This window comes from Klebsiella sp. 141153, from assembly GCF_032601995.1.
Taxonomy (GTDB): Bacteria; Pseudomonadota; Gammaproteobacteria; order Enterobacterales; family Enterobacteriaceae; genus Klebsiella; species Klebsiella aerogenes.
This window is the reverse complement of the sequence record NZ_JAQIRJ010000002.1, coordinates 295,447-321,737: the sequence shown is the minus strand read 5'-3', so window position 1 is coordinate 321,737 and position 26,291 is coordinate 295,447. Positions and strand designations below refer to the sequence as shown.

Annotated in this window: 28 protein-coding genes; 13 read left to right on the top strand and 15 right to left on the bottom strand. The window is 55.8% G+C overall.

The window, feature by feature from the left end; translation table 11 throughout:
* Window positions 1–69 precede the first annotated feature (69 nt).
* The 4 genes from poxB (at window position 70) to PGS10_RS04560 (ending at window position 5,382) form a co-directional block, all read left to right on the top strand.
* Window positions 70–1,788: a ubiquinone-dependent pyruvate dehydrogenase gene (poxB, locus tag PGS10_RS04575; protein ID WP_045396281.1), complete on the top strand. Its 1,719-nt coding sequence runs from the start codon at window positions 70–72 to the stop codon at window positions 1,786–1,788.
* A 38-nt stretch (window positions 1,789–1,826) separates the two neighbouring features.
* Window positions 1,827–2,828 carry a low-specificity L-threonine aldolase gene (gene ltaE, locus PGS10_RS04570; RefSeq protein WP_045396282.1) on the top strand — a complete coding sequence of 334 codons (1,002 nt, stop codon included), beginning with the start codon at window positions 1,827–1,829 and terminating at the stop codon, window positions 2,826–2,828.
* 10 nt (window positions 2,829–2,838) lie between these two features.
* Window positions 2,839–4,281 (top strand): SDR family oxidoreductase, encoded by a 1,443-nt coding sequence (locus tag PGS10_RS04565; RefSeq protein ID WP_315709803.1) that lies wholly within the window; start codon window positions 2,839–2,841, stop codon window positions 4,279–4,281.
* A gap of 87 nt (window positions 4,282–4,368) precedes the next feature.
* Window positions 4,369–5,382, top strand: coding sequence for an NAD-dependent epimerase/dehydratase family protein (locus PGS10_RS04560; RefSeq protein WP_045396289.1), 1,014 nt, complete (start codon window positions 4,369–4,371; stop codon window positions 5,380–5,382).
* Window positions 5,383–5,427: 45 nt separating this feature from the next.
* On the opposite strand, the gene PGS10_RS04555 is transcribed toward PGS10_RS04560, so the two are convergent.
* Entirely contained in the window at window positions 5,428–6,270 is an 843-nt protein-coding gene (locus PGS10_RS04555) for an N-acetylmuramoyl-L-alanine amidase (RefSeq protein WP_045396293.1), read from the bottom strand.
* Complete coding sequence (locus PGS10_RS04550) at window positions 6,258–7,397, bottom strand: GGDEF domain-containing protein (RefSeq protein WP_045396296.1); 1,140 nt, start codon at window positions 7,395–7,397, stop codon at window positions 6,258–6,260. The genes PGS10_RS04555 and PGS10_RS04550 overlap by 13 nt, the downstream gene beginning before the upstream one ends.
* A gap of 364 nt (window positions 7,398–7,761) precedes the next feature.
* Here PGS10_RS04550 and yahO point away from each other — a divergent pair, with 364 nt between their 5' ends.
* From yahO to artJ, 8 genes are all read left to right on the top strand, one after another.
* On the top strand, window positions 7,762–8,034 hold the full coding sequence (gene yahO, locus PGS10_RS04545) for a DUF1471 family periplasmic protein YahO (protein WP_045396302.1): 273 nt from the start codon (window positions 7,762–7,764) through the stop codon (window positions 8,032–8,034).
* Window positions 8,035–8,333: 299 nt separating this feature from the next.
* The gene (locus tag PGS10_RS04540) at window positions 8,334–9,521 is read left to right on the top strand and encodes an OmpP1/FadL family transporter (RefSeq protein ID WP_047078252.1); all 1,188 of its coding nucleotides are present in this window, start codon (window positions 8,334–8,336) and stop codon (window positions 9,519–9,521) included.
* Window positions 9,522–9,667: 146 nt separating this feature from the next.
* Window positions 9,668–10,183, top strand: a complete 516-nt coding sequence (locus tag PGS10_RS04535; RefSeq protein WP_045396309.1) for a lipoprotein — start codon at window positions 9,668–9,670, stop codon at window positions 10,181–10,183.
* A gap of 226 nt (window positions 10,184–10,409) precedes the next feature.
* On the top strand, window positions 10,410–11,138 hold the full coding sequence (gene artP / locus PGS10_RS04530) for an arginine ABC transporter ATP-binding protein ArtP (RefSeq protein WP_047078251.1): 729 nt from the start codon (window positions 10,410–10,412) through the stop codon (window positions 11,136–11,138).
* Between the two features lie 19 nt (window positions 11,139–11,157).
* A complete protein-coding gene (gene artI / locus PGS10_RS04525) occupies window positions 11,158–11,889 on the top strand; it encodes an arginine ABC transporter substrate-binding protein ArtI (RefSeq protein ID WP_015367516.1) in 732 nt (243 codons plus the stop codon).
* 6 nt (window positions 11,890–11,895) lie between these two features.
* Window positions 11,896–12,612 (top strand): arginine ABC transporter permease ArtQ, encoded by a 717-nt coding sequence (artQ, locus tag PGS10_RS04520; RefSeq protein ID WP_316422486.1) that lies wholly within the window; start codon window positions 11,896–11,898, stop codon window positions 12,610–12,612.
* On the top strand, window positions 12,612–13,280 hold the full coding sequence (gene artM / locus PGS10_RS04515; protein ID WP_015704859.1) for an arginine ABC transporter permease ArtM: 669 nt from the start codon (window positions 12,612–12,614) through the stop codon (window positions 13,278–13,280). Before artQ ends, artM begins: the two co-directional genes overlap by 1 nt.
* 179 nt (window positions 13,281–13,459) lie before the next feature.
* Complete coding sequence (gene artJ, locus PGS10_RS04510) at window positions 13,460–14,191, top strand: arginine ABC transporter substrate-binding protein ArtJ (RefSeq protein WP_308953153.1); 732 nt, start codon at window positions 13,460–13,462, stop codon at window positions 14,189–14,191.
* 62 nt (window positions 14,192–14,253) lie between these two features.
* On the opposite strand, the gene PGS10_RS04505 is transcribed toward artJ, so the two are convergent.
* The 12 genes from PGS10_RS04505 to PGS10_RS04450 form a co-directional block, all read right to left on the bottom strand.
* Window positions 14,254–15,726, bottom strand: a complete 1,473-nt coding sequence (locus PGS10_RS04505; protein ID WP_045396315.1) for a sensor histidine kinase — start codon at window positions 15,724–15,726, stop codon at window positions 14,254–14,256.
* Window positions 15,723–16,439 carry a response regulator transcription factor gene (locus PGS10_RS04500; RefSeq protein WP_015704857.1) on the bottom strand — a complete coding sequence of 239 codons (717 nt, stop codon included), beginning with the start codon at window positions 16,437–16,439 and terminating at the stop codon, window positions 15,723–15,725. Before PGS10_RS04500 ends, PGS10_RS04505 begins: the two co-directional genes overlap by 4 nt.
* Window positions 16,440–16,516: 77 nt before the next feature.
* Entirely contained in the window at window positions 16,517–17,644 is a 1,128-nt protein-coding gene (rlmC, locus tag PGS10_RS04495) for a 23S rRNA (uracil(747)-C(5))-methyltransferase RlmC (protein ID WP_316422485.1), read from the bottom strand.
* A gap of 42 nt (window positions 17,645–17,686) precedes the next feature.
* On the bottom strand, window positions 17,687–18,175 hold the full coding sequence (locus PGS10_RS04490) for a YbjO family protein (RefSeq protein WP_045396319.1): 489 nt from the start codon (window positions 18,173–18,175) through the stop codon (window positions 17,687–17,689).
* A 58-nt stretch (window positions 18,176–18,233) separates the two neighbouring features.
* Window positions 18,234–19,079 (bottom strand): putrescine ABC transporter permease PotI, encoded by an 846-nt coding sequence (potI, locus tag PGS10_RS04485; protein ID WP_015367524.1) that lies wholly within the window; start codon window positions 19,077–19,079, stop codon window positions 18,234–18,236.
* A complete protein-coding gene (potH, locus tag PGS10_RS04480; protein WP_015367525.1) occupies window positions 19,076–20,029 on the bottom strand; it encodes a putrescine ABC transporter permease PotH in 954 nt (317 codons plus the stop codon). Before potH ends, potI begins: the two co-directional genes overlap by 4 nt.
* A 10-nt stretch (window positions 20,030–20,039) precedes the next feature.
* On the bottom strand, window positions 20,040–21,173 hold the full coding sequence (gene potG / locus PGS10_RS04475; RefSeq protein ID WP_080957234.1) for a putrescine ABC transporter ATP-binding subunit PotG: 1,134 nt from the start codon (window positions 21,171–21,173) through the stop codon (window positions 20,040–20,042).
* 123 nt (window positions 21,174–21,296) lie between these two features.
* Window positions 21,297–22,409 (bottom strand): spermidine/putrescine ABC transporter substrate-binding protein PotF, encoded by a 1,113-nt coding sequence (potF, locus tag PGS10_RS04470; RefSeq protein WP_032711260.1) that lies wholly within the window; start codon window positions 22,407–22,409, stop codon window positions 21,297–21,299.
* Between the two features lie 330 nt (window positions 22,410–22,739).
* Window positions 22,740–23,225: a YbjN domain-containing protein gene (locus tag PGS10_RS04465; protein ID WP_015367528.1), complete on the bottom strand. Its 486-nt coding sequence runs from the start codon at window positions 23,223–23,225 to the stop codon at window positions 22,740–22,742.
* Between the two features lie 88 nt (window positions 23,226–23,313).
* The gene (gene rimK / locus PGS10_RS04460; RefSeq protein WP_032714148.1) at window positions 23,314–24,216 is read right to left on the bottom strand and encodes a 30S ribosomal protein S6--L-glutamate ligase; all 903 of its coding nucleotides are present in this window, start codon (window positions 24,214–24,216) and stop codon (window positions 23,314–23,316) included.
* Window positions 24,217–24,282: 66 nt separating this feature from the next.
* Window positions 24,283–25,005, bottom strand: a complete 723-nt coding sequence (gene nfsA / locus PGS10_RS04455; protein WP_047049066.1) for a nitroreductase NfsA — start codon at window positions 25,003–25,005, stop codon at window positions 24,283–24,285.
* On the bottom strand, window positions 24,989–25,279 hold the full coding sequence (locus PGS10_RS04450; protein ID WP_045396326.1) for a YbjC family protein: 291 nt from the start codon (window positions 25,277–25,279) through the stop codon (window positions 24,989–24,991). Before PGS10_RS04450 ends, nfsA begins: the two co-directional genes overlap by 17 nt.
* A gap of 186 nt (window positions 25,280–25,465) precedes the next feature.
* Between PGS10_RS04450 and PGS10_RS04445 the strand changes: the two genes are divergently transcribed.
* Window positions 25,466–25,729, top strand: coding sequence for a GrxA family glutaredoxin (locus PGS10_RS04445; protein WP_045396328.1), 264 nt, complete (start codon window positions 25,466–25,468; stop codon window positions 25,727–25,729).
* A gap of 6 nt (window positions 25,730–25,735) precedes the next feature.
* Here PGS10_RS04445 and PGS10_RS04440 read toward each other — a convergent pair whose 3' ends face one another.
* A complete protein-coding gene (locus PGS10_RS04440; RefSeq protein ID WP_015367534.1) occupies window positions 25,736–26,119 on the bottom strand; it encodes an inner membrane protein YbjM in 384 nt (127 codons plus the stop codon).
* Window positions 26,120–26,291: the final 172 nt, after the last annotated feature.

Here is a 26,291-nt window from a genome sequence, read left to right as displayed (position 1 = left end):
CAATCGGCAACGCGACCTGTAGTTTCATCTAAGCTTGATAGCGTTATCACAAAAAGGAGATGGAAAACCATGAAACAGACCGTGGCGTCATATATTGCAAAAACCCTTGAACAAGCTGGCGTTAAACGTATTTGGGGCGTAACCGGGGATTCCCTCAACGGCTTGAGCGACAGTTTAAACCGCATGGGGACCATCGAATGGATGCCGACCCGGCATGAAGAGGTTGCCGCCTTTGCCGCCGGTGCCGAAGCCCAACTCACCGGCGAGCTGGCGGTCTGCGCCGGTTCCTGCGGGCCGGGCAACCTTCATCTGATTAACGGTTTGTTCGATTGCCATCGCAACCACGTACCGGTGCTGGCCATCGCCGCCCATATTCCCTCGAGCGAAATCGGCAGCGGTTATTTCCAGGAAACCCATCCACAAGAGCTGTTCCGCGAATGCAGCCACTACTGCGAGCTGGTCTCCACTCCGGAGCAAATTCCGCAGGTGTTGGCTATCGCCATGCGTAAGGCGGTCATTAACCGCGGCGTTTCGGTAGTTGTGTTGCCCGGCGACGTAGCGCTGAAACCGGCTCCGGAAAGCGCCAGCAGCCACTGGTATCATGCGCCGCAGCCCACGGTCACCCCGGCGGACGAAGAGCTGCACAAGCTGGCGCAGCTTATCCGTTACTCGAGTAATATTGCCCTGATGTGCGGCAGCGGCTGCGCCGGCGCGCACCAGGAGCTGGTAGAGTTTGCGGCGAAAATTAAGGCCCCTATCGTCCATGCTCTGCGCGGCAAAGAGCACGTCGAATACGATAATCCTTACGATGTTGGCATGACCGGGCTTATCGGCTTCTCTTCCGGTTTCCATACCATGATGAACGCCGACACGCTGATCCTGCTCGGCACCCAGTTCCCCTATCGCGCGTTCTATCCCACCGACGCCAAAATTATCCAGATCGACATCAACCCCGGTAGCATCGGCGCGCACAGTAAGGTGGATATGGCGCTGGTGGGCGATATCAAATCGACCCTGAAAGCGCTGCTGCCGCTGCTGGAAGAGAAAACCGATCGCCGCTTTCTCGATAAAGCGCTGGAGGACTATCGCGAAGCGCGTAAAGGGCTTGACGATCTCGCCAAACCCAGCGAGAAAGCGCTCCATCCCCAGTATCTGGCGCAGCAGATTAGCCGCTTTGCCGACGACGACGCGATCTTTACCTGCGACGTCGGTACCCCTACCGTCTGGGCGGCGCGCTATCTGAAAATGAACGGCAAACGCCGCCTGCTGGGTTCGTTTAACCACGGCTCGATGGCCAACGCCATGCCGCAGGCTATTGGCGCCAAGGCGACCGCGCCGCATCGCCAGGTCATCGCGATGTGCGGTGATGGCGGCTTCAGCATGCTGATGGGTGACTTTTTATCGCTGGCGCAGATGAAGCTGCCGGTAAAAATCGTCATTTTTAATAACAGCATTCTCGGCTTCGTGGCGATGGAGATGAAAGCCGGCGGCTATCTGACCGATGGAACCGAACTGCACGACACCAACTTCGCCCGCATTGCCGAAGCCTGCGGGATCAAAGGGATACGCGTCGAGAAAGCCTCTGAGGTTGATGAGGCGCTGCAGACCGCCTTTAGCACCGACGGTCCGGTATTAGTCGATGTAGTTGTCGCTAAGGAAGAGCTGGCGATCCCGCCGCAAATTAAGCTGGAGCAGGCTAAAGGCTTTAGCCTGTATATGCTGCGCGCGATCATCAGCGGACGCGGAGACGAAGTCATTGAACTAGCGAAAACCAACTGGCTCAGGTAAAACAATGCTATCACCCTGAATCAGAACAAGGATATGCCGTGATAGATCTTCGCAGTGATACCGTAACCCGCCCCGGGCGCGCCATGCTGGAGGCCATGATGGCCGCCCCGGTCGGGGACGATGTGTATGGCGACGACCCGACCGTCAATGAACTCCAGCGCTATGCCGCTGAGCTCGCAGGTAAAGAGGCGGCGCTGTTTCTGCCTACCGGCACCCAGGCCAACCTCGTTGGCCTGCTTAGCCACTGTCAGCGCGGCGAAGAGTACATCGTCGGCCAGGGCGCGCATAACTATCTGTATGAAGCCGGCGGCGCTGCGGTGCTGGGCAGCATTCAGCCGCAGCCGATCGATGCCGCGGCGGACGGTTCGCTACCGCTGGATAAAGTGGCGGCCAAAATTAAGCCCGACGATATCCATTTCGCCCCCACCCGCCTGTTAAGCCTGGAGAACACGCACAACGGTAAGGTGCTGCCACGCGGCTATCTGCAAGAGGCCTGGGCGTTCACCCGCCAGCGCAATCTGGCGCTACACGTCGATGGGGCGCGTATCTTCAACGCCGTTGTAGAGTACGGCTGCGAGCTGCGCGATATCGCGCAGTACTGCGATTCGTTCACCATTTGCCTGTCAAAAGGGCTCGGTACGCCGGTCGGTTCTCTGCTGCTGGGCAACGAAGCGTACATCCGCCGCGCCATTCGCTGGCGTAAAATGGTCGGCGGCGGGATGCGTCAGGCAGGCATTCTGGCCGCCGCCGGTCTGTATGCTCTGCAGAATAACGTTTCCCGTCTGCAGGAGGATCACGACAACGCCGCGTGGATGGCGGAACAGCTTCGCGCCGTCGGCGCTGACGTGATGCGCCACGACACCAACATGCTGTTCGTGCGCGTCGGTGAGGAGCAGGCTCGGGCGCTCGGCGAATTCATGCAGGCCCGCGGCGTGTTGATCAACGCCTCGCCTGTCGTGCGTCTGGTCATGCATCTCGATGTTAACCGCCAGCAGTTGACGGAAGTGGTCGGTCACTGGCAAGCCTTTTTACAACGCTAAGGAGTCAGGCGTGTCGCAATCTATTCTGGTGCTTGGCGCCAGCGGCTATATTGGCCAGCATCTGGTGCGCGAATTAAGCGCGCGAGGTTATCCGGTGTTGGCGGCGGCACGCCATATCGACAGGCTGCAGAAGCTCGATCTTTCCGGCGTCACCTGCCACGCTATCGACCTCAATCAGCCGCAGGATCTCCCTGCTCTGCTTCGCGGGGTCGATACCCTTTACTACCTGGTGCATGGCATGGGCGAAGGCGGTGATTTCATCGCTCATGAACGCCGGGTCGCCGTTAACGTGCGCGATGCTTTGCGTCAGACGCCGGTGCGCCAGGTGATATTTCTCAGCTCGCTGCAGGCTCCGGCGCAGGAGCAGTCCGACCATCTGCGCGCCCGCCAGGTGACGGCCGATGTTCTACGCGAGTCAGGGATCCCCGTCACCGAGTTACGGGCGGGTATCATCGTCGGCGCCGGTTCCGCCGCTTTTGAAGTGATGCGCGACATGGTTTACAACCTGCCGGTGCTGACGCCGCCGCGCTGGGTTCGATCGCGCACCACGCCCATCGCGCTGGAAAACCTGCTCTACTATCTGGTGGAGTTACTCAACCATCCGGCCCGTGAACACCGCGTTTTCGAAGCCGCCGGCCCGGATGTTCTCAGCTATCAGCAGCAGTTCACCCATTTTATGGCGGTCAGCGGTAAGCATCGCCTGTTGATCCCTATCCCCTTTCCGACCCGCTGGATTTCGGTGTGGTTCCTCAACGTTATCACCTCGGTGCCCCCCACCATCGCTAAAGCGCTGATTCAGGGGCTCAAGCACGATCTGATCGCCGACGATCGTTCGCTACGCGCGCTGATCCCGCAAACCTTGATTCCCTTCGATCAGGCGGTGCGTCGTACCCTGAAAGAGGAAGAACAGCTGGTGAACTCCAGCGATTGGGGCTACGACGCTCAGGCTTTCGCCCGCTGGCGGCCGGAGTATGGCTACTACCCCAAGCAGGCAGGCTGCACCGTTAGCACCCGGGCGAGCCGTAAGGCGCTGTGGCGAGTGGTGAACCAAATCGGCGGCAAAGAGGGGTACTTCTTCGGCAATATCCTGTGGAAAATCCGCGGCGCTATGGACCTGTTGGTCGGCCACCGCCTGGCCAAAGGGCGACCGCGGCATGACTATCTGCAAACCGGCGATACGGTCGACAGTTGGAAAGTGATTATTGTGGAAGAAGAACAACAGTTAACCCTATTGTTTGGCATGAAAGCTCCCGGTCTTGGTCGTTTAAGCTTTACCATTCGCGATAAAGGCGACCATCGCGAGCTCGACGTTCGCGCCTGGTGGCATCCACACGGCATGCCCGGCCTGTTCTACTGGCTGCTGATGATCCCGGCGCATCTGTTTATTTTTCGCGGCATGGCGCGACGCATCGCCCGCCAGGCCGAGCAAATCACAGGCAAAAACGAAGATTAAGCGTTATTCTTTCATGATTCTCATTGCATACTCGGGAGAATCACGGAAAAATGCGCACGAAATTCTTTTCTGGGACAGTAGATTGATATGAAGGTACTGGTTACCGGTGCGACCAGCGGATTAGGCCGTAATGCGGTGGAATATCTGCGCAACAAGGGCATCAGCGTGCGAGCGACCGGGCGCAACGAAGCGATGGGTAAGCTTCTGAGCAAAATGGGCGCGGAGTTTATTCCTGCTGATCTAACCGAACTGGTCTCTTCGCAGGCTAAAGTGATGCTCGCCGGTATCGATACGCTATGGCACTGTTCCAGCTTTACCTCGCCGTGGGGAACCCAACAAGCCTTCGATTTAGCCAACGTTCGCGCAACGCGCCGCCTTGGCGAATGGTCCGTGGCCTGGGGCGTACGCAATTTCGTCCATATTTCATCGCCTTCGCTCTATTTCGATTATCACCACCATCGCGATATTCAGGAAGATTTCCGCCCGCACCGCTTCGCCAATGAATTCGCCCGCAGCAAGGCGGCCAGCGAAGAGGTTATCAACCTGTTGGCGCAGGCGAACCCGCATACCCGCTTTACGATATTGCGCCCGCAAAGCCTGTTCGGGCCGCATGATAAGGTCTTTATTCCGCGAATGGTGCAGATGATGCGCCACTACGGCAGCGTGCTCCTGCCGCGCGGCGGTAACGCGCTGGTGGATATGACCTACTACGAAAATGCGGTGCATGCGATGTGGCTGGCCAGTCAGCCGCAGTGCGACCACTTACCTTCCGCGCGGGCGTGGAATATCAGCAACGGCGAGCCGCGGACGCTGCGCAGCATTGTGCAGAAGCTTATTGACGAGCTGGGCATCAAGTGCCGAATCCGTTCGGTGCCCTATCCGATGCTGGATATTATCGCCCGTAGCATGGAGCATTTCGGTAATAAATCGGCAAAAGAACCGGCCTTCACCCATTACGGCGTCTCAAAGCTCAATTTCGACTTTACCCTCGATATCTCCCGCGCCCAGCAGGAACTTGGCTATCAGCCGATCGTTACCCTGGATGAGGGCGTTTCGCGCACCGCAGCGTGGTTAAAAGACCACGGTAAACTGCACGATTAAAACCGTCGATTACGGCAGCAAACCATCCTGTTTGCTGCCAAATGTTCACCCCTGCCCATATTTTTCCAGCAACGCCTCGGCGATGGCCTGCGTTTGCGCATCGGCCACGCCGTCCCAGCGTGATGGCCTGAAGTGCATCTGGAAAGCCATGATCACCCGTTTTTGCTGCGCCGGGGTCATCTCCGGAGTGACCTGATAGCCGTAGCGCGACAGCAGGTCTAACAATTCGCCGCGATCGACCGGCTGCCAGCTCGGGCGCCCTTGCAGATAAAAGGCGACACGCGCATCATCGGGCCAGGCACCAATCCCCTGCTGCGCCAGCGCTCGCCACGGGAACAGCGGGCCGGGGTCGTCCTTACGCTGCGGCGCGATATCGGCATGGGCGACGACGTTCTGCGGCTGAATGTGATAGCGGGCGATGATATCTTTCGCCAGCGGGATAAGCGCTGCAATTTGCGCTGGATTAAATGGGGTAAAACTTTTTATATCGCCGTTTTTTTGCCAGCCGCGATTTTCCAGCTCAATACCAATCGACGTATCGTTGATGCGCGTGCTGCCGCGCCAGAAGCTGATGCCAGCGTGCCAGGCTAAATCTTCCTCCGGCACCAGTTGCCAGATACGCGGTTTACCGTGGCGCAGCGGCGGCTGCTCGGGAATTAAATAGTGAGAACTGACCTCTTTATCGGTCAGGGTTGCCAACGAGACATCAAAGTTATCGGCGGTATAGTGAATGACCAGGACCTTAATACGAGGATAAGCCGCCTGCGCCGGATGACGGGTATCCAGCTGATAACCCTGTTTGTCGACAATGCCCTGCTCCTGCGCACAGCCTGCCAGCAGCAACGCGGCAAGCGCAAGCTGGATAATGCGCTTTCCTAATAAGACCATCGATTACGCCCTTCTTGCTTGGCTTTATACAGCGCCGCATCCGCCTGCGCGATCAACTCTGAAGGTGGGGTGCCTCCCTCTGAAGCGACAATCCCCATACTGACCGTCACCAGCGGCCCAACATCGGATTTGGCATGCGGCAGCGCCGCTTCGCGAATTTTCTGTTGGATCCGCTGCGCCACCGCCGTAGCGCTATCTAATGATTGCAGCGGCAGGACAATCACAAACTCCTCGCCGCCATAGCGCGCCACCATATCATCCTGCGCGCGCACCGACATCTTCAGCACTGAGGCGATGCAGGAGAGGCAGTAATCACCGGCCTGGTGACCGTAGTGGTCGTTATAACGTTTAAAAAAGTCGACATCGAGAATGATCAGCGCCAGCGGCTCTTTCCGTTCCCAGGCCTGAGCCAAAAAATTGTCCAGCGCCCGACGGTTAGCCGTCGCCGTCAACGCATCCTGATTAGCCATGTTTTCCAGCCGGTTAATCAGTTGCATATTCTCCTGATGGGTATTCCAGGCTTCATCATACCAGCGCTGTAATATCTGACGGCCGTATACCATAATAGCGGTACAAATTACCCAAAGAATTAAAAAACGTAAATCGACGCCGTGATGTATTTGCACCCCAGCGAGTAATGAAGTACCCCATAAAGGAACAAGGTAAGCTACAAGGCCCACCGGGAAATAATAGAGCGCGGCAAGACCGGTGGTCATTAAAATAACCAGCAGCGGCCAGGCGAACGGCAGCGACCATAAAATGATGAAACAGTAACTACTCATCGCCCAACATAAGCTGAGGATCAATAAGATAGCAGAAATCACTTTAGTGGCATAAATACCACTTAATATTCGCCCGGAGATAACCATCACGCAAAGCGCCAGCGAGAAAACGATAATGACCCCAAGCGCCATCTCCAGATAAGGGATAATATCTGGATTAGTCAATCTTTGATGATTGAACTCGGTGAACAGAACGTTGCGGAAGATGACCATCAAGGCAAAGGCAATATTGACGAACGCCAGCCACGGCATGCTGCGCGACAGCGCGTGTTTTTGCACATTTTCGCGACTGGCCCACAGCATCGTTCGATTTTCGCGCGGATCCAGCCGTTGTTCTGTCGGCATAGCTACTCCTTTTTCAGCATCTGGACAATGCGTTAAGCTGCCCGCGGTAACTTTTCTATATGATAAACCATCAATCCGGGAATGTCTGTTGCCGGCCGCTTCAGCCACTCGCCGCTTAACGTCATTTTCAGCTAACGACAGATGAAAAAGATCTTACGCCCCGATACAGTCTATTGCGCAATAAAAAGCAAGCGTTATCAATGAGAACCACGTCATCTTTTCTTTAAAAAATCGTTAATTAAAGGTCATAAAAATGCAGCATTTCGCTTGAAAAAAAGACGGGCTTGATTCAATCTGATGGCGCTCATTGGTTAGTTAAAACAAGGGCATGATGATAGCAAGATAAACAATGGAGATTAATAATATGAAATATGCAGCTTTAGTGGCAGGTGCAGCATTGTTTTTAACCGCGAACGCATTTTCTGCAGAAATTCTGAGCAAAGAAGATTTCGCTAAAGTACAGGGTCAATACCACAAAATTGGTACCATCTCCTCTACCGGTCAAACTGCGCCAAGCGATGCGCGCGAAGAACTGATCAAAAAAGCCGATGAAAAAGGCGCTGACGTTGTGGTTCTCTCTTCCGGCAATACCGATAAGAAACTGCACGTATCCGCGAATATCTATAAGAAGAAATAATTAGTTTTTCCCATTATAAGAGCATTATCATCTGAGGATGATAATGCTTCTTTTTAATTTTCCTGCGAACATTTATTTTTATACGCCTTTCTCATTTACCATCCGCGACTAGTCATATCAAATATGCGCCTTCATCAGGATGCTAATCCGGATAACGTCTAAAATAGTTAATCCACTCCGTTATCGGACTCGCAATATATCCCCCTGGACTATCAGTATAAATTCGACGCCAAAAAGAGATGTCCTCTATACTTTTGGGCATAAGAAGATGCTCGCGTTTAAATTACCGCAGGTGGCAAATGAAAAAAATCGCATTTCTTATTTCTGGGTTGCTCTGCTCTGGCTTTACCCATGCCAGCGCGCTCTATTTTTATGAAATCGGCACCGAAGACGTCGGCCTGGCAGGCGCAGGCCAGGCCGCCCGCGCGCAGGATGCCTCCACCATCGTCACCAACCCTGCCGGCATGACCCGGCTGCCGGATCATATGTTTACCGGCGGCGCACAGGTCATGGGCGGCGATGTCCCGTACCAGATGAATAATGACCACGGCGGTAATAGTCCTGGTAACGTGATGAATCTGTTCCCTAACGCCAGCGGCTTTTATGCGCAGAAAATCAATGATGAGGTGTATGCCGGGATCGGTCTGTACGGCAACTACGGTTTAGGCATTGATTTTGGCAACTGGGCCGGCGACCGGCTGATCAAAAAAAGCACCATGGTGGCGATGACGCTGAGCCCATCGCTGGCATGGAAACTTAACGATCGGCTCTCTGTCGGCGCCTCCGCCAACCTGAACTACGGTTATTTGTCGCTAACGCGCAACGTCGACGGCAATGACGAGAAAGATAAAGATTATGATTGGGCGATGAGTTACCGCCTGGGTTTGCTGATGCAGTTGACCGACCAGACCCGCGCCGGCATCACCTGGAACAGTAAAACCGATTATGACTTTAACGTTAAGGGGAAAGCGCGTTTCCCTAATTTACCGAACGTCTCATATGATCTACCGATTTCCGCCCAGGTCCGCGCGCCGCAGCAGATTATGCTCAGCCTGGTGCATGACATCAATAAACAGTGGTCGGTCATGGGCGATCTCGGCTGGCAGGACTGGAGCCAGTTCGGCAGCCCGCAAATCACCGTTGCCGGTCACGAAAGTAGTAAAAATAACCGCCTGAAGGACTCCTGGCATACCGCCGTCGGCGTACAGTACCGGCCGACCGAGCAGTGGCGTCTGAACGCCGGCGTCGGGTTCGACAGCACGGTTTATGATTCACAAAGCGACACCGCGCTCTCGCTGCCGACCGGCGATGAGTGGCGCTTCGCCACCGGCGCGCAATACCAGATAACCCCGGCCAGCAATATCGGCGTCGCAGTCTCTTATCTGCACATGCAATCTTCCCACGTAAAATCACCGGAACTCATTGCCGGCAGCTACGATCGCCCTTATCTGTGGTTCGCCAGCGTCAACTATAGTTATCAGTTCTGATACGCCGGCTGCCCGCACAAGAGGCGCGGGCAGCCGATGGTCGTTGTCACATCAAGGTCTTAGCTCTTTGCGTCAAGTACAATTGGCGCGCTTACGCTATGCTTTAGCAGAATCTAACAACGTAGTGAGTTCATAAGGAAATCATCATGCGCTACAACATTCTTGCACTTGTTTTGCCTTGCGCACTGGCGCTGAGCGCCTGTACCACCGTGACCCCGGCTTATAAAGACAACGGCACCCGCAGCGGTTCCTGCATCGAGGGCGGCCCGGACGAGGTAGCGCAGCAGTTCTATGATTATCAAATCCAGCACCGAAATAACGATCTCACCGCGCTGCGCCCTTATCTGAGCGACGATCTGGCTAAACTGCTGAACGACGCCCGTCAGGATCCATCGCGTAACGCGCTGCTGCAATCAAATCCATTCTCCAGCAGTTCCACCCCGGCGGATAGCGCCGACGTCGCCAGCGCCTCGACCATCCCGAACCGCGATGCGCGCAATATTCCGCTGCGCGTCGAATTGAAACAGGGTACGCAGAGCTGGAAAGATGAAGTGCTGATGATTCAGGAAGGCCAGTGCTGGGCGGTTGACGATGTCCGCTACCTTGGCATAAACAGCCACGCTCCGGCGGGTACGCTGCGTCAGAGTCTTGAGAAACGCTGATTTCGGCGTTAAAGCCACCCCGCTGAAACGATAACCCCGGTAAAATGTCGGTATTCCGTGCGGTAATGCCGACATTTGTTCCCCCCTACCACACGAACCCATATTTTGTGCTAACTTTAGTGATAAATGTGGTTTACATTTAACTTTTAACGCATAAATATTGCATAACTATTCTGTCAAAGGTACTATTTGCGGCCTCAATAGCTATTCGTATCAGACTGCCCAGATGAGTATTAAACTAAACGGCATTAATTGCTTCTACGGCGCGCACCAGGCGCTGTTCGACATCACGCTGGATTGCCCGCAGGGGGAAACGCTGGTGCTCCTCGGCCCAAGCGGCGCCGGTAAAAGCTCGCTGCTTCGCGTACTCAACCTGCTGGAGATGCCGCGTTCCGGTACCTTAAACATCGCCGGTAATCAATTCGACTTCACCAAAGCGCCGTCTGACAAAGCTATTCGCGAGCTGCGCCAGAATGTCGGGATGGTCTTCCAGCAGTACAACCTGTGGCCACACCTGACCGTGGTGCAAAACCTGATCGAAGCCCCGTGCCGCGTGCTGGGATTAACCAAAGATCAGGCGCTGGTGCGCGCCGAAAAACTACTCGAGCGTTTACGCCTTAAACCTTACAGCGACCGCTATCCGCTGCATCTGTCAGGCGGTCAACAGCAGCGCGTAGCGATTGCCCGCGCGCTGATGATGGAGCCTCAGGTGCTGCTATTTGATGAACCCACCGCCGCGTTGGATCCGGAAATCACTGCCCAGATCGTCAGCATCATTCGCGAACTGGCGGAGACCGGAATCACCCAGGTTATCGTTACCCACGAAGTGGAAGTGGCGCGTAAAACCGCCAGCCGCGTGGTGTATATGGAAAACGGGCATATCGTTGAGCAAGGGGATGCTAACTGCTTCACGCATCCGCAAACCGACGCCTTTAAAAACTATCTTTCACATTGATGTTTTCGGGGAAATAACGATGAAAAAAGTACTGATTGCCGCTCTGCTCGCGGGCATGAGCCTTTCCGCTACCGCAGCCCAGACCATCCGTTTCGCCACCGAGGCCTCCTACCCTCCGTTTGAGCTGGTAGACGCCAACAACAAAATCGTCGGCTTTGACGTCGATCTGGCTAACGCGCTGTGCAAAGAGATGGACGCGACCTGCACCTTTACTAACCAGGCTTTCGATAGTCTGATCCCAGGGCTGAAATTCCGCCGCTTCGACGCCGTCATGGCCGGTATGGATATCACCCCTGAGCGTGAAAAACAGGTACTGTTCAGCACCCCGTATTATGAAAACTCGGCGCTGTTCGTCGGCCAGCAGGGCAAGTTCACCGGCATTGACCAGCTTAAAGGCAAAAAAGTTGGCGTGCAGAACGGCACTACCCACCAGAAATTCATCACTGATAAGCATCCGGAAATCACCACCGTTCCTTACGACAGCTACCAGAATGCCAAACTGGATCTGCAAAACGGCCGCATTGACGCCGTCTTCGGCGACACGGCGGTAGTGACCGAATGGCTGAAGAGCAATCCGAAGCTGGCGCCAGTGGGTGATAAAGTGACGGATAAAGACTACTTCGGTACCGGCCTCGGCATTGCGGTTCGTCAGGGCAATACCGAGCTGCAGCAGAAATTTAATGCTGCGCTGGAAAAAGTGAAGAAAGATGGGACGTACCAGACCATCTATAGCAAATGGTTCCAGAAGTAACGCTGAATGAACGAATTTTTTCCATTAGCAAGCGCCGCCGGGATGACCGTCGGCCTTGCCGTTTGCGCGCTGGTCATCGGCCTGGTGCTGGCGATGCTTTTCGCCGTGCTGGAGTCGGTGAAATGGTGTCCTGTGGCATGGCTGGCGACCGGCATCGTCACGATTTTACGCGGCCTACCGGAAATTCTGGTGGTGCTGTTTATCTACTTTGGTTCCTCACAGCTGCTGCTGACGCTGTCTGACGGTTTTACTCTCAATCTTGGGTTTGTGCAGATTCCGGTACAGATGCAAATTGAGAATTTCGACGTCAGCCCGTTCCTCTGCGGCGCCATTGCGCTTTCCCTACTGTATGCCGCCTATGCCTCGCAGACCCTGCGCGGCGCCTTGAAAGCGGTGCCGCAGGGGCAGTGGGAATCCGGACAAGCGCTGGGTTTGTCGAAGGCGGCGATATTCTTTCGCCTGGTGATGCCGCAGATGTGGCGCCATGCTCTGCCGGGTCTGGGCAACCAGTGGCTGGTGCTGCTGAAGGATACCGCGCTGGTCAGCCTTATCAGCGTCAACGACCTGATGCTGCAAACCAAAAGTATTGCTACCCGTACTCAGGAACCGTTTAACTGGTACATCATTGCGGCAGCGATTTATCTCGTCATCACCCTGTTGAGTCAATACATCCTCAAGCGTATTGACCAGCGTGCGACGCGCTTCGAACGGAGACCAGGTTGATGCTCGATTACTTACCCGAACTGCTGAAAGGGCTGCATACTAGCCTGACGCTGACCGCGGCATCGATCGTCGTGGCGCTGATCCTGGCGCTGATCTTTACCATCGTCCTGACGTTAAAAACGCCGGTGGTGGTGTGGATCGTCCGCGGCTATATCACCCTGTTTACCGGGACGCCGCTGCTGGTGCAGATCTTCCTGATCTACTACGGGCCAGGACAGTTCCCGTCATTGCAGAATTACCCGGTGCTGTGGCATCTGATTTCTGAGCCCTGGCTGTGCGCGCTGATCGCCTTATCGTTAAACAGCGCGGCTTATACTACCCAGCTGTTCTACGGCGCCATCCGCGCCATTCCGGACGGCCAGTGGCAGTCCTGCAGCGCGCTGGGGATGAGCAAGAAGGATACGCTGGCGATTCTGCTACCGTATGCTTTTAAACGCGCCCTCTCCTCGTACTCTAACGAAGTGGTACTGGTCTTTAAGAGCACCTCGCTGGCTTACACCATCACCCTGATGGAAGTGATGGGTCATGGCCAACTGCTGTACGGGCGCACCTATGACGTGATGGTCTTCGGCGCAGCCGGTATCATTTATCTGGTGGTGAACGGCCTGCTGACGCTGCTGATGCGTCTGGTGGAAAGAAAAGCGCTGGCCTTCGAGCGTCGTAACTAACATTACGAAATGCATAAACAGTAAATAATGAAACGGGTAAGTGCCAATGCTTACCCGTTTTTTTTATAACCAATAAAATAAACATACAACTTTATTGCATATAAATTCATTTAATGGCATTGTGAACTTCAGCCGTAAACCGGCACAACATCATAAGATTGACCGACGGGAGTCCCACTATGAAAAAGTTAGTTCTGGCCGCTCTGCTTAGCTCTTTCGCCTTTGGCGCCGCTGCCGCGGAAAAAATCAGCTTTGGCGTTTCCGCGACCTATCCGCCATTTGAATCCATGGATGCGAATAACCAGATTGTCGGTTTCGATCTCGATCTGGCTAAAGCGCTGTGTAAGCAAATGCAGGCCGACTGTACTTTTACCAACCACGCTTTCGACAGCCTGATCCCGGCGCTAAAATTTAAAAAGTATGATGCGGTAATTTCCGGCATGGACATCACGCCTGAGCGTAGCAAACAGGTCGTGTTTACCGACCCGTACTATGCCAACTCGGCGCTGGTGATCGCCAAAAAAGACGCGTACCACTCTTTTGATGACCTGAAGGGTAAGCGTATCGGCATGGAAAACGGCACCACGCACCAGAAATACCTGCAGGATAAGCACCCGGAAGTCAAAACCGTCGCTTACGATAGCTATCAGAATGCCATTATCGACCTGAAAAACGGCCGTATCGATGGCGTCTTCGGCGATACCGCGGTGGTCAACGAATGGCTGAAGACCAACCCGCAGTTAGGCGCGGCGACGCCGAAAGTGACCGACCCGCAGTACTTCGGTACCGGTCTCGGCATTGCGGTGCGCCCGGATAATAAAGCGCTGCTGGAAAAACTCAACGCCGCGCTGAAAGCGATTAAAGCTGACGGAACCTACCAGAAAATTAGCAACCAGTGGTTCCCGGAGTAAGACCTGCGCTTCCCGGCTTACGGCGCAACCGCCTGAGCCGGGTCAAACGGCAACGCTCCCCCTTACAGCGGCAGGGTAAACTGGAAACACGCCCCTGCCGGTACTTCCAGCAGGCGAATATCGCCCCCGTGCAGTTGCAGCATCCGCCGAACAATCATCAACCCCAGCCCGCCTCGTGAGGCGCTCTGCTGCCCCGGTTCCAGTACCGATGGCCGCTCAAACAGATTGGCCCGTAATTCACCGGCGACGCCCGGGCCGCTATCGGCCACCTCGACCACCACCTGTGCCCCCTGCTGGCGCGAGGAGAGACGAATTTCGCCCCCGTGCGGAGTATGGCGAATGGCGTTATCCAGCAGATTAGTTAATACCCGCTCCATCATCGAAAGATCCGCCTCAACCAACGGCAAACCTGACGCCAATTCCAGGCGCAGACGGATTTCGCGGGTGGCAATCGCCAGATCGAATTTTTGCGCCACGTCCTGAATCAGCTCGGCAAGGATAAACTTTTCCGGCTGCGGCTTAATACCGCCATGTTCAAGGCGTGCCAGCTCAAATAGCTGCTGCGACAGATGACGAACTTTATTTCCCTGGCGTAGCGCGATATTCAGATACTGCTTGCGCTCCTGCGCCGTCAGGCGATCATCCTTAAGCGATAGCGTCTCCAGATACCCCAGCAGTGAAGTGAGCGGCGTGCGCAGGTCATGCGAAATATTGGCAATAAACTCCCGGCGCTGACGATCGCTATCGGCCAGCCGATCCCACTGCCCGGCGATCTGCTGCGCCAGTTCGATAAAACGGTTATGCAGCAGCGCCACTTCATTTCCGGGATACGGGTCCGGCGCCTGCGCCGCCAGCGCTTTGATTGCGCGAATGCTGTCGCTATCCCCCGCCGCCACCAGCGCCGTCAGCTGGCGTACCGGGCGCGTTACCCAGTACCACGCCAGGCCGCCGGCCAACAGGCCAAATAGCGCCACCAGCAGCAGGGTCCATAGCAGCAAGCTCCACAGCGTCTTCTGCCAGGCGCTCTGCGCCAGTTCATTAAACGTTTCGCCCTGCAGAATAATATAAAGATAGCCACGTAACTGGCCGTCAAGGCGTAGCGGCGCGGCGCTAAACACTTTTTGCTGGTCCATGCTGCGCGGATCGTCGCCATAAATCGGCCACGCGCCGCCGGAGAGAAACGCCTGCACCGGCGCCATGGCAATGCGCTGGCGTTTAATGTGCCCCGGCGGCGCGGCATCCGCCAGCAGCTCGCCATCCGGCGAAACGAGGTACAGCTCGACGCTTGGGTTAAATACCATCAGACGGTCAAATAGTGGTTTCAATGCCGCGCGATCGACCTCGCCGCGGGCGTTGAGCAGCGGCTCGCGAGCGGCAATCTGCTGCGCCAGCCCGGCGGAAAGCCGCTGCACCATGACGTTACCATACTGCGCGCTGCTATAGAGCTGGAGCAGGCAGACGGAGAGCGCGCACAGCAGCAGCAGGCCGATAAACACCAACGACAGCCGTTGGCTGAGGCTGAGTCGGCGGATCATGACTGCGCCCCGGCGCTGTAGGGGGCAAATTTATAGCCCTTCCCCCAGACGGTAAGAATAATGTCCGGCTCTGCCGGGTCGCGCTCTATTTTCGTGCGCAGACGATTAATATGCGTGTTGACCGTATGTTCATAGCCTTCATGCTGATAGCCCCAGACGCTATCCAGCAGCGCCAGGCGCGAAAAAACTTCGCCGGGATGGCGGGCAAAGTAATAGAGCAGATCGAATTCGCGCGGCGTGAGATCCACCAGTTCACCGCGTAGCCTGACTTCCCTGGACAGCGGGTCGATATTCAGGCCGTGGCAGGCGATACGTCCAGCATCCATCAAGAGATTTTGTCCCATCGCTTCCTGACGGCGGAACACCGCCTTCACCCGGGCAATCAGCTCCAGTAGGGAAAAAGGTTTCGCCAGATAATCATCGGCGCCCATCTCCAGCCCCTGCACGCGTTGGGTTTCGCTGGAACGGGCGCTAATAATAATCACCGGCAGATAGCGCGTTTGCTGGCGGATGCGGCGGCAAATCTCCAGCCCGTCGACGTTGGGCAACATCAGGTCAAGAATCACCGCGTCCCAGACGCCGTTATCCAACTGGCGCAGCGCCTGCGCGCCGTCCGCTTCATGCACTATTTGATACCCTTCATCCTGCAGATTCAGGCGCAACAAAGCCGCGATATCATCATCATCTTCCACCAGCAGGATTTTTTTACTCATCAGATTCGCTCCACGAATTTCACGCTCGTTTCATAAAGCTTACCCGATTTCAGCCGCTTAAAGAGTTCACATTTTGTTTAAACTTCACGAACCAGCAGCGTCAGCACTTCATAATGCGCGGTATGTGGGAACATATCGAACAACTGTACACGCTCAACGCGATAGCCCTGCAGACGGTCAATATCTGCGGCCATTGTCCGGGCGTTACAGCTCGAGTAAATGATATACGGCGGCGCCATGCGGCTTAGATAATCGCACAGTTCGGCGCCGATGCCGCGCCGCGGCGGGTTGACCAGCACCAGCTGTGGAATATCGTCTTCATGCGTCGCGAATTGCGTGGAATCCAGCGCCTGAAAATGGAGATTGCTTAACCCCAACTGGGCCGCGGATTGCTTCGCGCAGGCGATGGCTTCCGGAGCGATTTCGATACCGGTAAGGCGCATCTGCGGGGTGACGCAGTGCAGACCAAAACCGCCGACGCCGCAAAACAGATCCCACATGTGGTTGACCGGCAGCGCGCGCACCCAGTCGCGGGCGGTAGCGTAGAGCTGGCTCGCCACCGTCGGGTTGGTCTGGAAAAAGCTTTGCGGGCGGATCCACAGCGGTACGCCGTTAAAGTTCTCCGCCAGCGCCGGTTGATCGCTGAGGAAAATCTCCTGCTCCCCTTCCATGATAGCCATGTGCACGGGCTGAATATTGGCGGTAATCACCTTAAGCTGCGGCAACTGCTGCTGCAGCCACGGCAGCGCGGCGCGCAGTTGTGCAAGCTTATCCGCAGAGCGCAGGACGAAACGCAACATCATGCCGCCCTGCTGGCTTTCGGTCAGCAGCAAATACTTCAGCTCGCCGCGCTTGCGGGCAACGTTATAGGGGGTGAGTCCGGCGCGGGCGATAAACGGCTTCAGCGCGGCGAAAACCGGCGCGAAACTCGGCGGGTACAGCGGGCAATCGGTGAGATCTTCCGGCGTGCCATCGCGATGCAGCATGCCGAGCAGCGGGCGCTCTACGCTACCGCTTACGACCATTTTCGCTTTGTTGCGAAACGCCGTCTCCGGACCTGAGACCGGAGCAAGCCATGTCATCACCGGCTGACCCGCCAGCAGTTCGCGCAGGTTCGCCATTTTATCGGCGAGCTGTTGCGTCAATGGCAATTCCAGCCACTGACAGGAACGGCAGCGGCCCGCGTCGTAAAGTGCGCAGTGCATAAGAAGACCTTCAAAAAAACCGGGGCGGGGATTGTATCACCGTTATTGCAAGCGGAAAAACCGTCGGCACGACGCCGGGATAAACAATAGCGCCAGCACCAGCAGATCCGGCAGCTTCTGCAGAAACAGCGCATGGAGAATTTCCCGCTTTGACTCCCCGGCCACGCTGAACAGTTCCGGATAGCCATAGCCAATCGAGGCCGCCCACAGATAAGAGATGACGATAATTTGCGTCAGCAGGTAGAGCCAGCGCGCCCAGTTACGGCCTTTCACCAGCGAAAAGGCGCACCAGATCTCGATAAACACCAACGCCAGACTCGCCAGAAACACCAGCGTCAGGGCCCAGGTTTGCACGCTACGATGGATAAAATCGGCAATTCCCTGCACGCCAAGCTGATTGAGGATCATTAACAGGTCGAGACCGCGAATTAAGATAATAGCAAAGGCCGCCACCTGTACCAGCACAGGGACGTTAAGACGAGCATGAGACGATCGAGTTTTTGTAAACAATCCCAACGTAAAGTCATCCATGAAAACGGCGCCACGTGTGCGGCGCCGATAATAGGCTCTGTTAGCGATTTTAGTGGGTTCAGCCCCTTCTTGCACGCTGGATATCGCGCACGCGCTGCTTTTCTGCGCGAGCCATTAAATACCAGGCGATAAAACCGACAATTCCCACCACGCCGAGGATTAAGGTCGCCAGTGCGTTAATTTCCGGGTTAACGCCCATCCGCACGCTGGAGAAGACCAGCATCGGCAGCGTTGTCGCCCCCGGCCCGGAAACGAAGCTGGCAATCACCAGATCATCAAGCGACAAGGTAAAGGCCAGCAACCAGCCGGAAATGACCGCCGGCATAATCATCGGCAAGGTTATCACGAAGAACACCTTCAGCGGCGCGGCGCCGAGATCCATCGCCGCCTCTTCGATTGACCTGTCCAGCTCGCGCAGACGTGAAGAGATCACCACCGCCACGTAGGCGGTACAGAAGGTGACGTGCGCCAGCCATATCGTCAACATGCCGCGATCCGATGGCCAGCCGATGGAATGCCCCAACGCGACGAACAGCAGCAGCAGCGACAGCCCGGTAATCACATCGGGCATCACCAGCGGCGCGGTGATCATAAAAGCAAAACCGTTGGAACCGCGAAAACGGCCAAAACGCACCAGCACCACCGCGGCAATCGTGCCGAGGATTGCCGCCGCCGTCGCCGCGCAGGCGGCAATGGTCAGGCTTAGCCCCACCGCGCTCATCATTGCGTCATCATGAAACAGCTCGCTATACCAGCGCGTCGACCACCCCGCCCATACCGTCACCAGCTTCGAACTGTTAAATGAATAGATAACCAGCATCAGCATCGGCGCATACAGAAAGGTAAAACCGAGCACGAGGATCAGAATTCGCCACGGCGAACGTACTACCGGTAAGTCATTCATCCATGATCCCCCATCTGTTTTTGCTGATGTTTGTGGAACCACATGATCGGCACGATCAACAGCAGCAGCATCACAATCGCCACCGCCGATGCTACCGGCCAGTCGCGGTTATTAAAAAACTCCTGCCAGAGCACGCGGCCAATCATAATGCTGTCAGGTCCGCCGAGCAGTTCCGGGATGACGAACTCGCCCACCGCCGGAATAAACACCAGCATCGAGCCGGCGATAATGCCGCCTTTCGTTAACGGAACAATCACCTGGAAGAAGGTCTTTAACGGCCGGGCGCCGAGATCCAGCGACGCTTCAACCAGCGAATAGTCGATACGCGTCAGCGCGGTATAAATCGGCAGCACCATGAACGGCAGGTAGGCGTAAACGATACCGATGTACACCGCCAGGTTGGTATGCAAAATCTCCAGCGGTTGATCGATAACTCCAAGCCATAACAGGAAGTTATTGAGCACCCCGTTGCTTTTCAGCAGCCCCATCCAGGCGTAAACGCGAATGAGGAATGAGGTCCACGAAGGTAATATCACCAATAGCAGCAGGATATTGCGCGTCGACGGCTTGCTATGCGCCACCGCCCACGCCAGCGGATAGCCCAATAGCAGACAGCAAAAGGTGGAAATTGCCGCCACCTGCAGCGACTGCAGATAAGCCTCAAAGTACAGCGGATCGTCGGTCAGCTGCAGGAAGTTGCCGAGGTTGAGCGTCAACGTCAGTTGACCGTCGGCCCACGACAGTAACTCGGTATAAGGCGGGATCGCCCGCGCCATTTCGGCCAGGCTGATTTTAAAAACGATCAAGAATGGCAGTAAAAACAGCAGGATTAACCACAGATACGGCAGCGCAATCACCAGCTTACGCCCGTGGGCCATCTGCTGGCGCGCCAGCCACAGGGCAAAACCGCCGGGCTTTTTGCCGCCGGCTGGAGGTTCTAATGTGCTCATCGCCCTCTCCTTACACCGTCAGAACAACGCAGCTATCGGCGTCCCAGCACAAGCGAACTTCATCACCCCAGGTCGGCATGCCTTTGCGATGGCGATGTTCGTTTTGCAGCTGGGCGCTAATCATCTGCCCGCTTTTCAGACGGACATGATAGATAGACAGATCGCCGAGGTAGGCAATATGGATAACCTCGCCTACCGCAAAGTTAAAGCCGTCCGCTGGCGGTTCGTCGCAGAGCATGATTTTCTCCGGACGCAGCGCCACCCAGACCGGCACGTTATCCACCACCGAGGCATCCGGATCGACTTTCAGCGGATGCACCAGCCCCGGCGCATTCAGTACCAGACCATCTTCCAGTCGCTCTTTGACCAGCCCTTCGAAGACGTTTACCGAACCGATAAACTCGGCGCTATAGCGGGTCGTCGGATGTTCATAGATCTCCTCCGGCTCGCCTATCTGCACGAACTTTCCGCGGTTCATGATGGCGATACGGCCCGCCATGGTCATCGCCTCTTCCTGGTCATGGGTGACCATCACGCAGGTGACGCCGACGCGCTCAAGAATATCCACCACCTCAAGCTGCATCCGGTCGCGCAGTTTTTTATCCAACGCGCCCATCGGTTCATCAAGCAGCAGCAGTTTCGGCCGCTTCGCCAGGCTTCGCGCCAGCGCCACGCGCTGGCGCTGGCCACCGGAAAGCTGGTGCGGCTTGCGTTTGGCGAACTCCTGCATATGCACCAACGCCAGCATCTCCTGGACGCGGGCGTTAATCTCTGCCTTCGGCAGCTTGTCCTGCTTGAGACCAAAGGCGATATTTTGCTCAACAGTCATGTGGGGAAACAGCGCGTAAGACTGGAACATCATATTGATCGGCCGCTGATACGGCGGCACGCGCGCCAGGTCGACGCCATCCAGCACAATCTGCCCGGCGGTGGGCAACTCAAAACCTGCCAGCATGCGTAGCAACGTCGATTTACCGCAGCCGGACGCGCCCAGTAAGGCAAATATTTCACCTTTATAAATAGTGAGATTGACATCATCGACGGCGTGTTGCCCATCGAAGGATTTGGTTAAATTACGGATTTCCAGCAGCGGGGTCAGCGCTTTGAGGGCTTTCGCCTGTGGGCGGGGCATTGCGTCATTCACTCGGGTGCTCTCCGGCAAATACAATCACCGTATGGCCCGGTTGCCATACATTCTTCAGTTCTATGTTCACCAGCGAACAGTCGGTCAGGCCTTTACAGGCCCGGCGTACCGGGCCTGATGGCGTTATTTTCCGCTTTTCACTTTGGTCCACGCGCGGGTGCGCACGCGGTCAATCTTCGGATCCTGCACCTTGAGGGTGAACAGCTTGGCGAAGACATCCTCCGGCGGGTAAATCGCCGGATTGTTGCGGATGTCGGCGCTGACCAGCGGCGTCGCTTCTTTGTTGCCGTTAGCGTAGTAGACGTGATCGCTGATGTGGGCGATGACCTCCGGGCGCAGCAGATAGTTCAGGAACTGATAGGCTTCGTCTTTATTTTTGGCATCCGCCGGCATGGCGAAGACATCAAAGAAGGCCAGCGCCCCCTCTTTCGGAATAAAGTAGGAGATATTGACGCCGTTCTTCGCCTCTTTCGCCCGGTTCGCCGCCTGCCAGACATCGCCCGCCCAGCCGATAGCGACGCAGATATCGCCGTTTGCCAGGTCATTAATATATTGCGAAGAGTGGAAGTAACGGATATTGGGCCGCAGCTTCAACAGCAGATCGGTTGCCGGTCCGGTGTAATCATCGGCTTTGGTGCTGTTTGGATCTTTGCCGAGATAGTTCAGCACCGTCGAGAAAATCTCTTCGGGGGCATCAAGGAAGGAGACGCCGCAGCTTTTCAGCTTCTCAAGGTTTTCCGGTTTGAGCACCAGATCCCAGCTGTTCAACGGTACGTCTTTACCCAGCGCCGCTTTCACTTTATCGACGTTATAGCCGATGCCGGTAGTCGCCCACATGTACGGCATCGCATATTTGTTATCGGGATCGTGACGCGCCACCAGTTGTAAAACTTTCGGATCGAGGTTTTTCCAGTTCGGGAGTTTACTTTTATCCAGCGGCTGGAACACTCCGGCCGCCAGTTGGCGTTCAAGGAAGCTTGCCGACGGCACCACCAGATCGAACCCGGTGCTGCCGGCCATTAATTTACCTTCCAGCACCTCGTTGGAATCAAATACGTCATACACCACTTTAATACCGGTCTCTTTTTCAAAATTGGCAACCGTGTCCGGCGCAATATAATCAGACCAGTTATAGACGTGCAGCGTTTTTTGTTCCGCTGCGAGCGAGCCGGCAGAAACGGCCATCAGCGCACCCGTAATCACACCTGTTAACCATTTTTTACCCAAGGCGGTCATATCTGTATTTCCTTCTCAAGGCCCGTTAATTCACGGACGCAATAGACGAACCTGAACGCATGCAAGAATCATGCATATTTTTCATTGCCTGAGATAAGGAGAGGAAACCTCTCCCTGATTGGCTGCCCGCAAATGGACGCCTCGCCAGAATAACTGTAGCCAGAATAAGAGGATATAGCCCAGGCAAAAAAACGCCCTGGATCATATTTCCAGCCAATAAAGGTCTACGAGATAAAAGCGAAGCGGTAAAACAGCAGTGAATAATTCTTTAAATGAGGGTTTGTGACAGAATAAATAAGCAACCGCCGTCGCAGCGGCTGCTTTTATTAGTTAGTGCAGAAAATGGTATTGCACTTCTTCGGCTGCGGCCTCTTCTTCCTGCTCTTCCGCTTTATATAGCAGCTGATTGGCGCCGGCTTCCAGAATGACCATCGAGACCTGCTCTTCGCTCTGGCGGAAGAACCAGGCAAACTGTTCGAGAGTGACGCCCGCGCCAACGGGCAGCGCCTGGCAGACCACCAGCTTCGGCAGGTTATCATCCTGAATATCAAGGAACGCTTTTACGGTCAGCGAACTGGCGTTGATCGCCGACAGGTCCGCCGACAGCGGCAGCAGCGCAGAGGGCTTCACTTCCGCCAGCGCCGAAAACAGCACCACGTTGTCCAGCAGGTCGATTTTGGCATCGAAAATACCGTCGAAATTCTGCATATGCGGCAGGTGCAACGCCTGGCAGGAGTCGCACTCAAAAAAACTGATGCCTAACTCGTCGAGCCAATGACGTAACGTATCAAGACCCGGAACGACCAGTGAATCCATAGTGCCTGTGACCTCTTGCTGGATAAAAAACGACGCATAGCTTACGCAAAAAATGCGTCGCATTCCATGAAAGGATAACGAAGTGACGCTACCCTCCCATTTTTAGACAATATCCAGGCGTGGCCTGGCGCTCGATCCACGCGATCATTCGCCCGGCAATATCGACGTGAGTGGTGGTTTCAATCCCTTCCAGCCCCGGCGAGGCGTTAACTTCCATCACCAGCGGACCGCGGTTGGCGCGTAGGATATCCACGCCTGCCACGTCCAGACCCAGCGTTTGCGCCGCTTTAATCGCCATCTCCCGCTCCTGATCGCTAAGCGTGGCCGTAGTGGCGACGCCGCCGCGGTGCAGGTTAGAGCGGAAATCGCCCTCTTTCGCCCGCCGCTCAATCGCCGCCACCACTTCATCGCCAACCACCAGGCAGCGGATATCGCACCCTTTTGCCTCAGCGATATATTCTTGCACCAGAATGTGCGCATTGAGACCCCGGAAGGCGTCAATCACGCTTTCCGCCGCCTGCCGCGTTTCCGCCAGCACCACGCCGATCCCCTGCGTCCCCTCGACTAACTTCACCACCAGCGGCGCGCCGCCGACCATCGCGATCAGATCGCTGGTGTCGTCCGGCGAGTGGGCAATACCGGTGACCGGTAGATCGATTCCCTGACGCGCCAGCAGCTGCAACGAGCGCAGCTTATCGCGGGCGCGGGTAATCGCCACCGACTCGTTTAGCGGATAGCTGCCCAGCAGCTCGAACTGCCGCAGCGCGGCGGTGCCGTAGTAGGTGATGGCCGTGCCGATACGCGGAATGACTGCATCAAAATGGGGCAACTGTCGCCCTTTATAGTGAATTGAGGAGGCAACCGGGCTGACGCTCATATAGCAGGAGAGCGGATCGAGGATCTCGACCTGATGCCCGCGTTTTTGCGCGGCTTCACGCAAGCGGCGGCAAGAATAAAGCGTTCCATCCCGGGATAATATAGCGATTTTCACCCAACACCTCTTAGAAAATAACTGGCAGCCAGCACACTGCGTTTGCAGGGTGAAGTGTATAGGGAATCAGCGCGTTGCCCAGCCCTGTTTATGCAAATAGTCGAGAATAAACGGCCGGCTCTCTTTGATGATGGTGCGGCGGATATGGTCGCTCCAGGTATCGCGGCGGGTATTACTGCCGCGCGACAGATAATAATCCGCCAGCTGTTCGTCATACTGCGCCAGCACCTGTTGATCAAGCGGCTGGTAGTGATTCTCATGCACCAGCATCGCAGGCGGAATACGCGGCTTAACCTGCGGGTCGTCAGCAGGCCAGCCAAGGCACAGGCCAAACAGCGGTAAAACGTGTTTCGGCAGCTGCAGCAGCTCGGTTACCGCGTCAATGTTATTACGCAGGCCGCCAATATAAACGCCGCCTAATCCCAGGGATTCCGCGGCGATTAAGGCATTCTGCGCCATTAGCGCGGTGTCGACGACGCCCAGCAGCAGCTGTTCAGCCAGCCCCAACTGCGCTTGTGGGCAAATTTGCAGGTGGCGGTTGAAATCGGCGCAGAACACCCAAAACTCCGCCGCCTGCGCCACGTGCTGCTGGCCGCCGGTCAACGGAACCAGCTGCTCACGCAGCTGCGGGTCGGTAATGCGAATAATCGAGGTACATTGTAAAAAGCTGGAGCTGGACGCCCCTTGCGCCCCGGCGATGATCGCCTCACGCTGCTGGTCGCTAATCGGCGCGTCGGTAAAATGGCGGATGGAACGGTGGTGGCGCAGCAGATCAATGGTCGGCGTCATGGCGTTTTTCTCTTTCGGACGGGGTAGAAGATGAGGTCTTATTATCGGTCAACTGCGGCGCGACAATTTTCGCTATTCGCCACATTAAGGCTATCGCCGCCGGGATCATCAGCAGGATCCCGGCAAAGATCATGATAAGCGCCGCCGTCGGGCTGGCAAACGGCGCCGGCAGCTGAACATAGTGGTTCAACGACAGCCAGGCCAGCGTCAGCAGCGCCATGCCGACGAGCTCAACAATCAGAATGCTTTTGGGTAATGCGGCAGGCGATCGCATAACGCTCCTCAATATACTCATGCCACGCGCATCGCTGGCGCGTCTGTGTAGGGTCTTGCAGCAGATGATATTTATCAAGCATAACCCGCAACCATCGCTATAAAAGGTAAAACCTGCTTTCCCTTGTTAACGGAACGCGGCATCATAGCCACATTCGCCATCCGGCTGAGATTTAAGGAGAGAAGCATGTTTACCGTTATTTTTGGTCGCCCAGGTTGCCCGTATTGCGTTCGCGCCAAAGAGCTGGCCGAGAAACTGAGCAACGAGCGCGATGACTTCAGCTATCGCTACATTGATATCCACGCGGAAGGCATCAGCAAAGCCGATCTGGAAAAAACCGTCGGTAAGCCGGTAGAAACCGTACCGCAGATTTTCGTCGATCAGAAACACATCGGCGGCTGCACGGATTTCGAAGCCTGGGCGAAAGAGAATCTCGGCCTGTTCGCTTGAGAATTTTTACTCTTCCGTTGAGTGCCTGCGTCTGGCGTCCAGCCAGACGCAAATAAATAAAAAGCATAGCGCCCCAAGCGCGCACCAGAACACCGCGCTAAATAACCACGCCAGTTCTTGCCAGAACGATCGATGAGTAATAAAGAACATCCGCATCACCACCAAACAAACCGGTGCCGCCAGCATGGCGCCAATCAGCGGACGTATGACGCGCCGGCCGGGGGATAAGCAGCTCGCCACCGCCCCAGGCAGCACAAAGAAAAGCAGCCCAAGCTCGGGGTTGCCCGTTTGCCGAAAAGCCCCTTTCATATGCAGCAACAGCGATAAACAGACCACAATAAACAGAAAGAACCCACAAATTATACCGGCCCACGCGCGCTCAGATTTCACGACATCCTCCTGATTTCGCCTCTAACTATCTTTCACTTCATCCAGTCAGAAATAGCATTCTGGCAGTCCATGCTTATAACGCTCCCGTCAGAGTAAAACGATTGTGACTAGCCGCAGCAACCAGGAAAGATTAAACTAGCGGCACTGTTTTATCGGTATTAACGGGATGCCA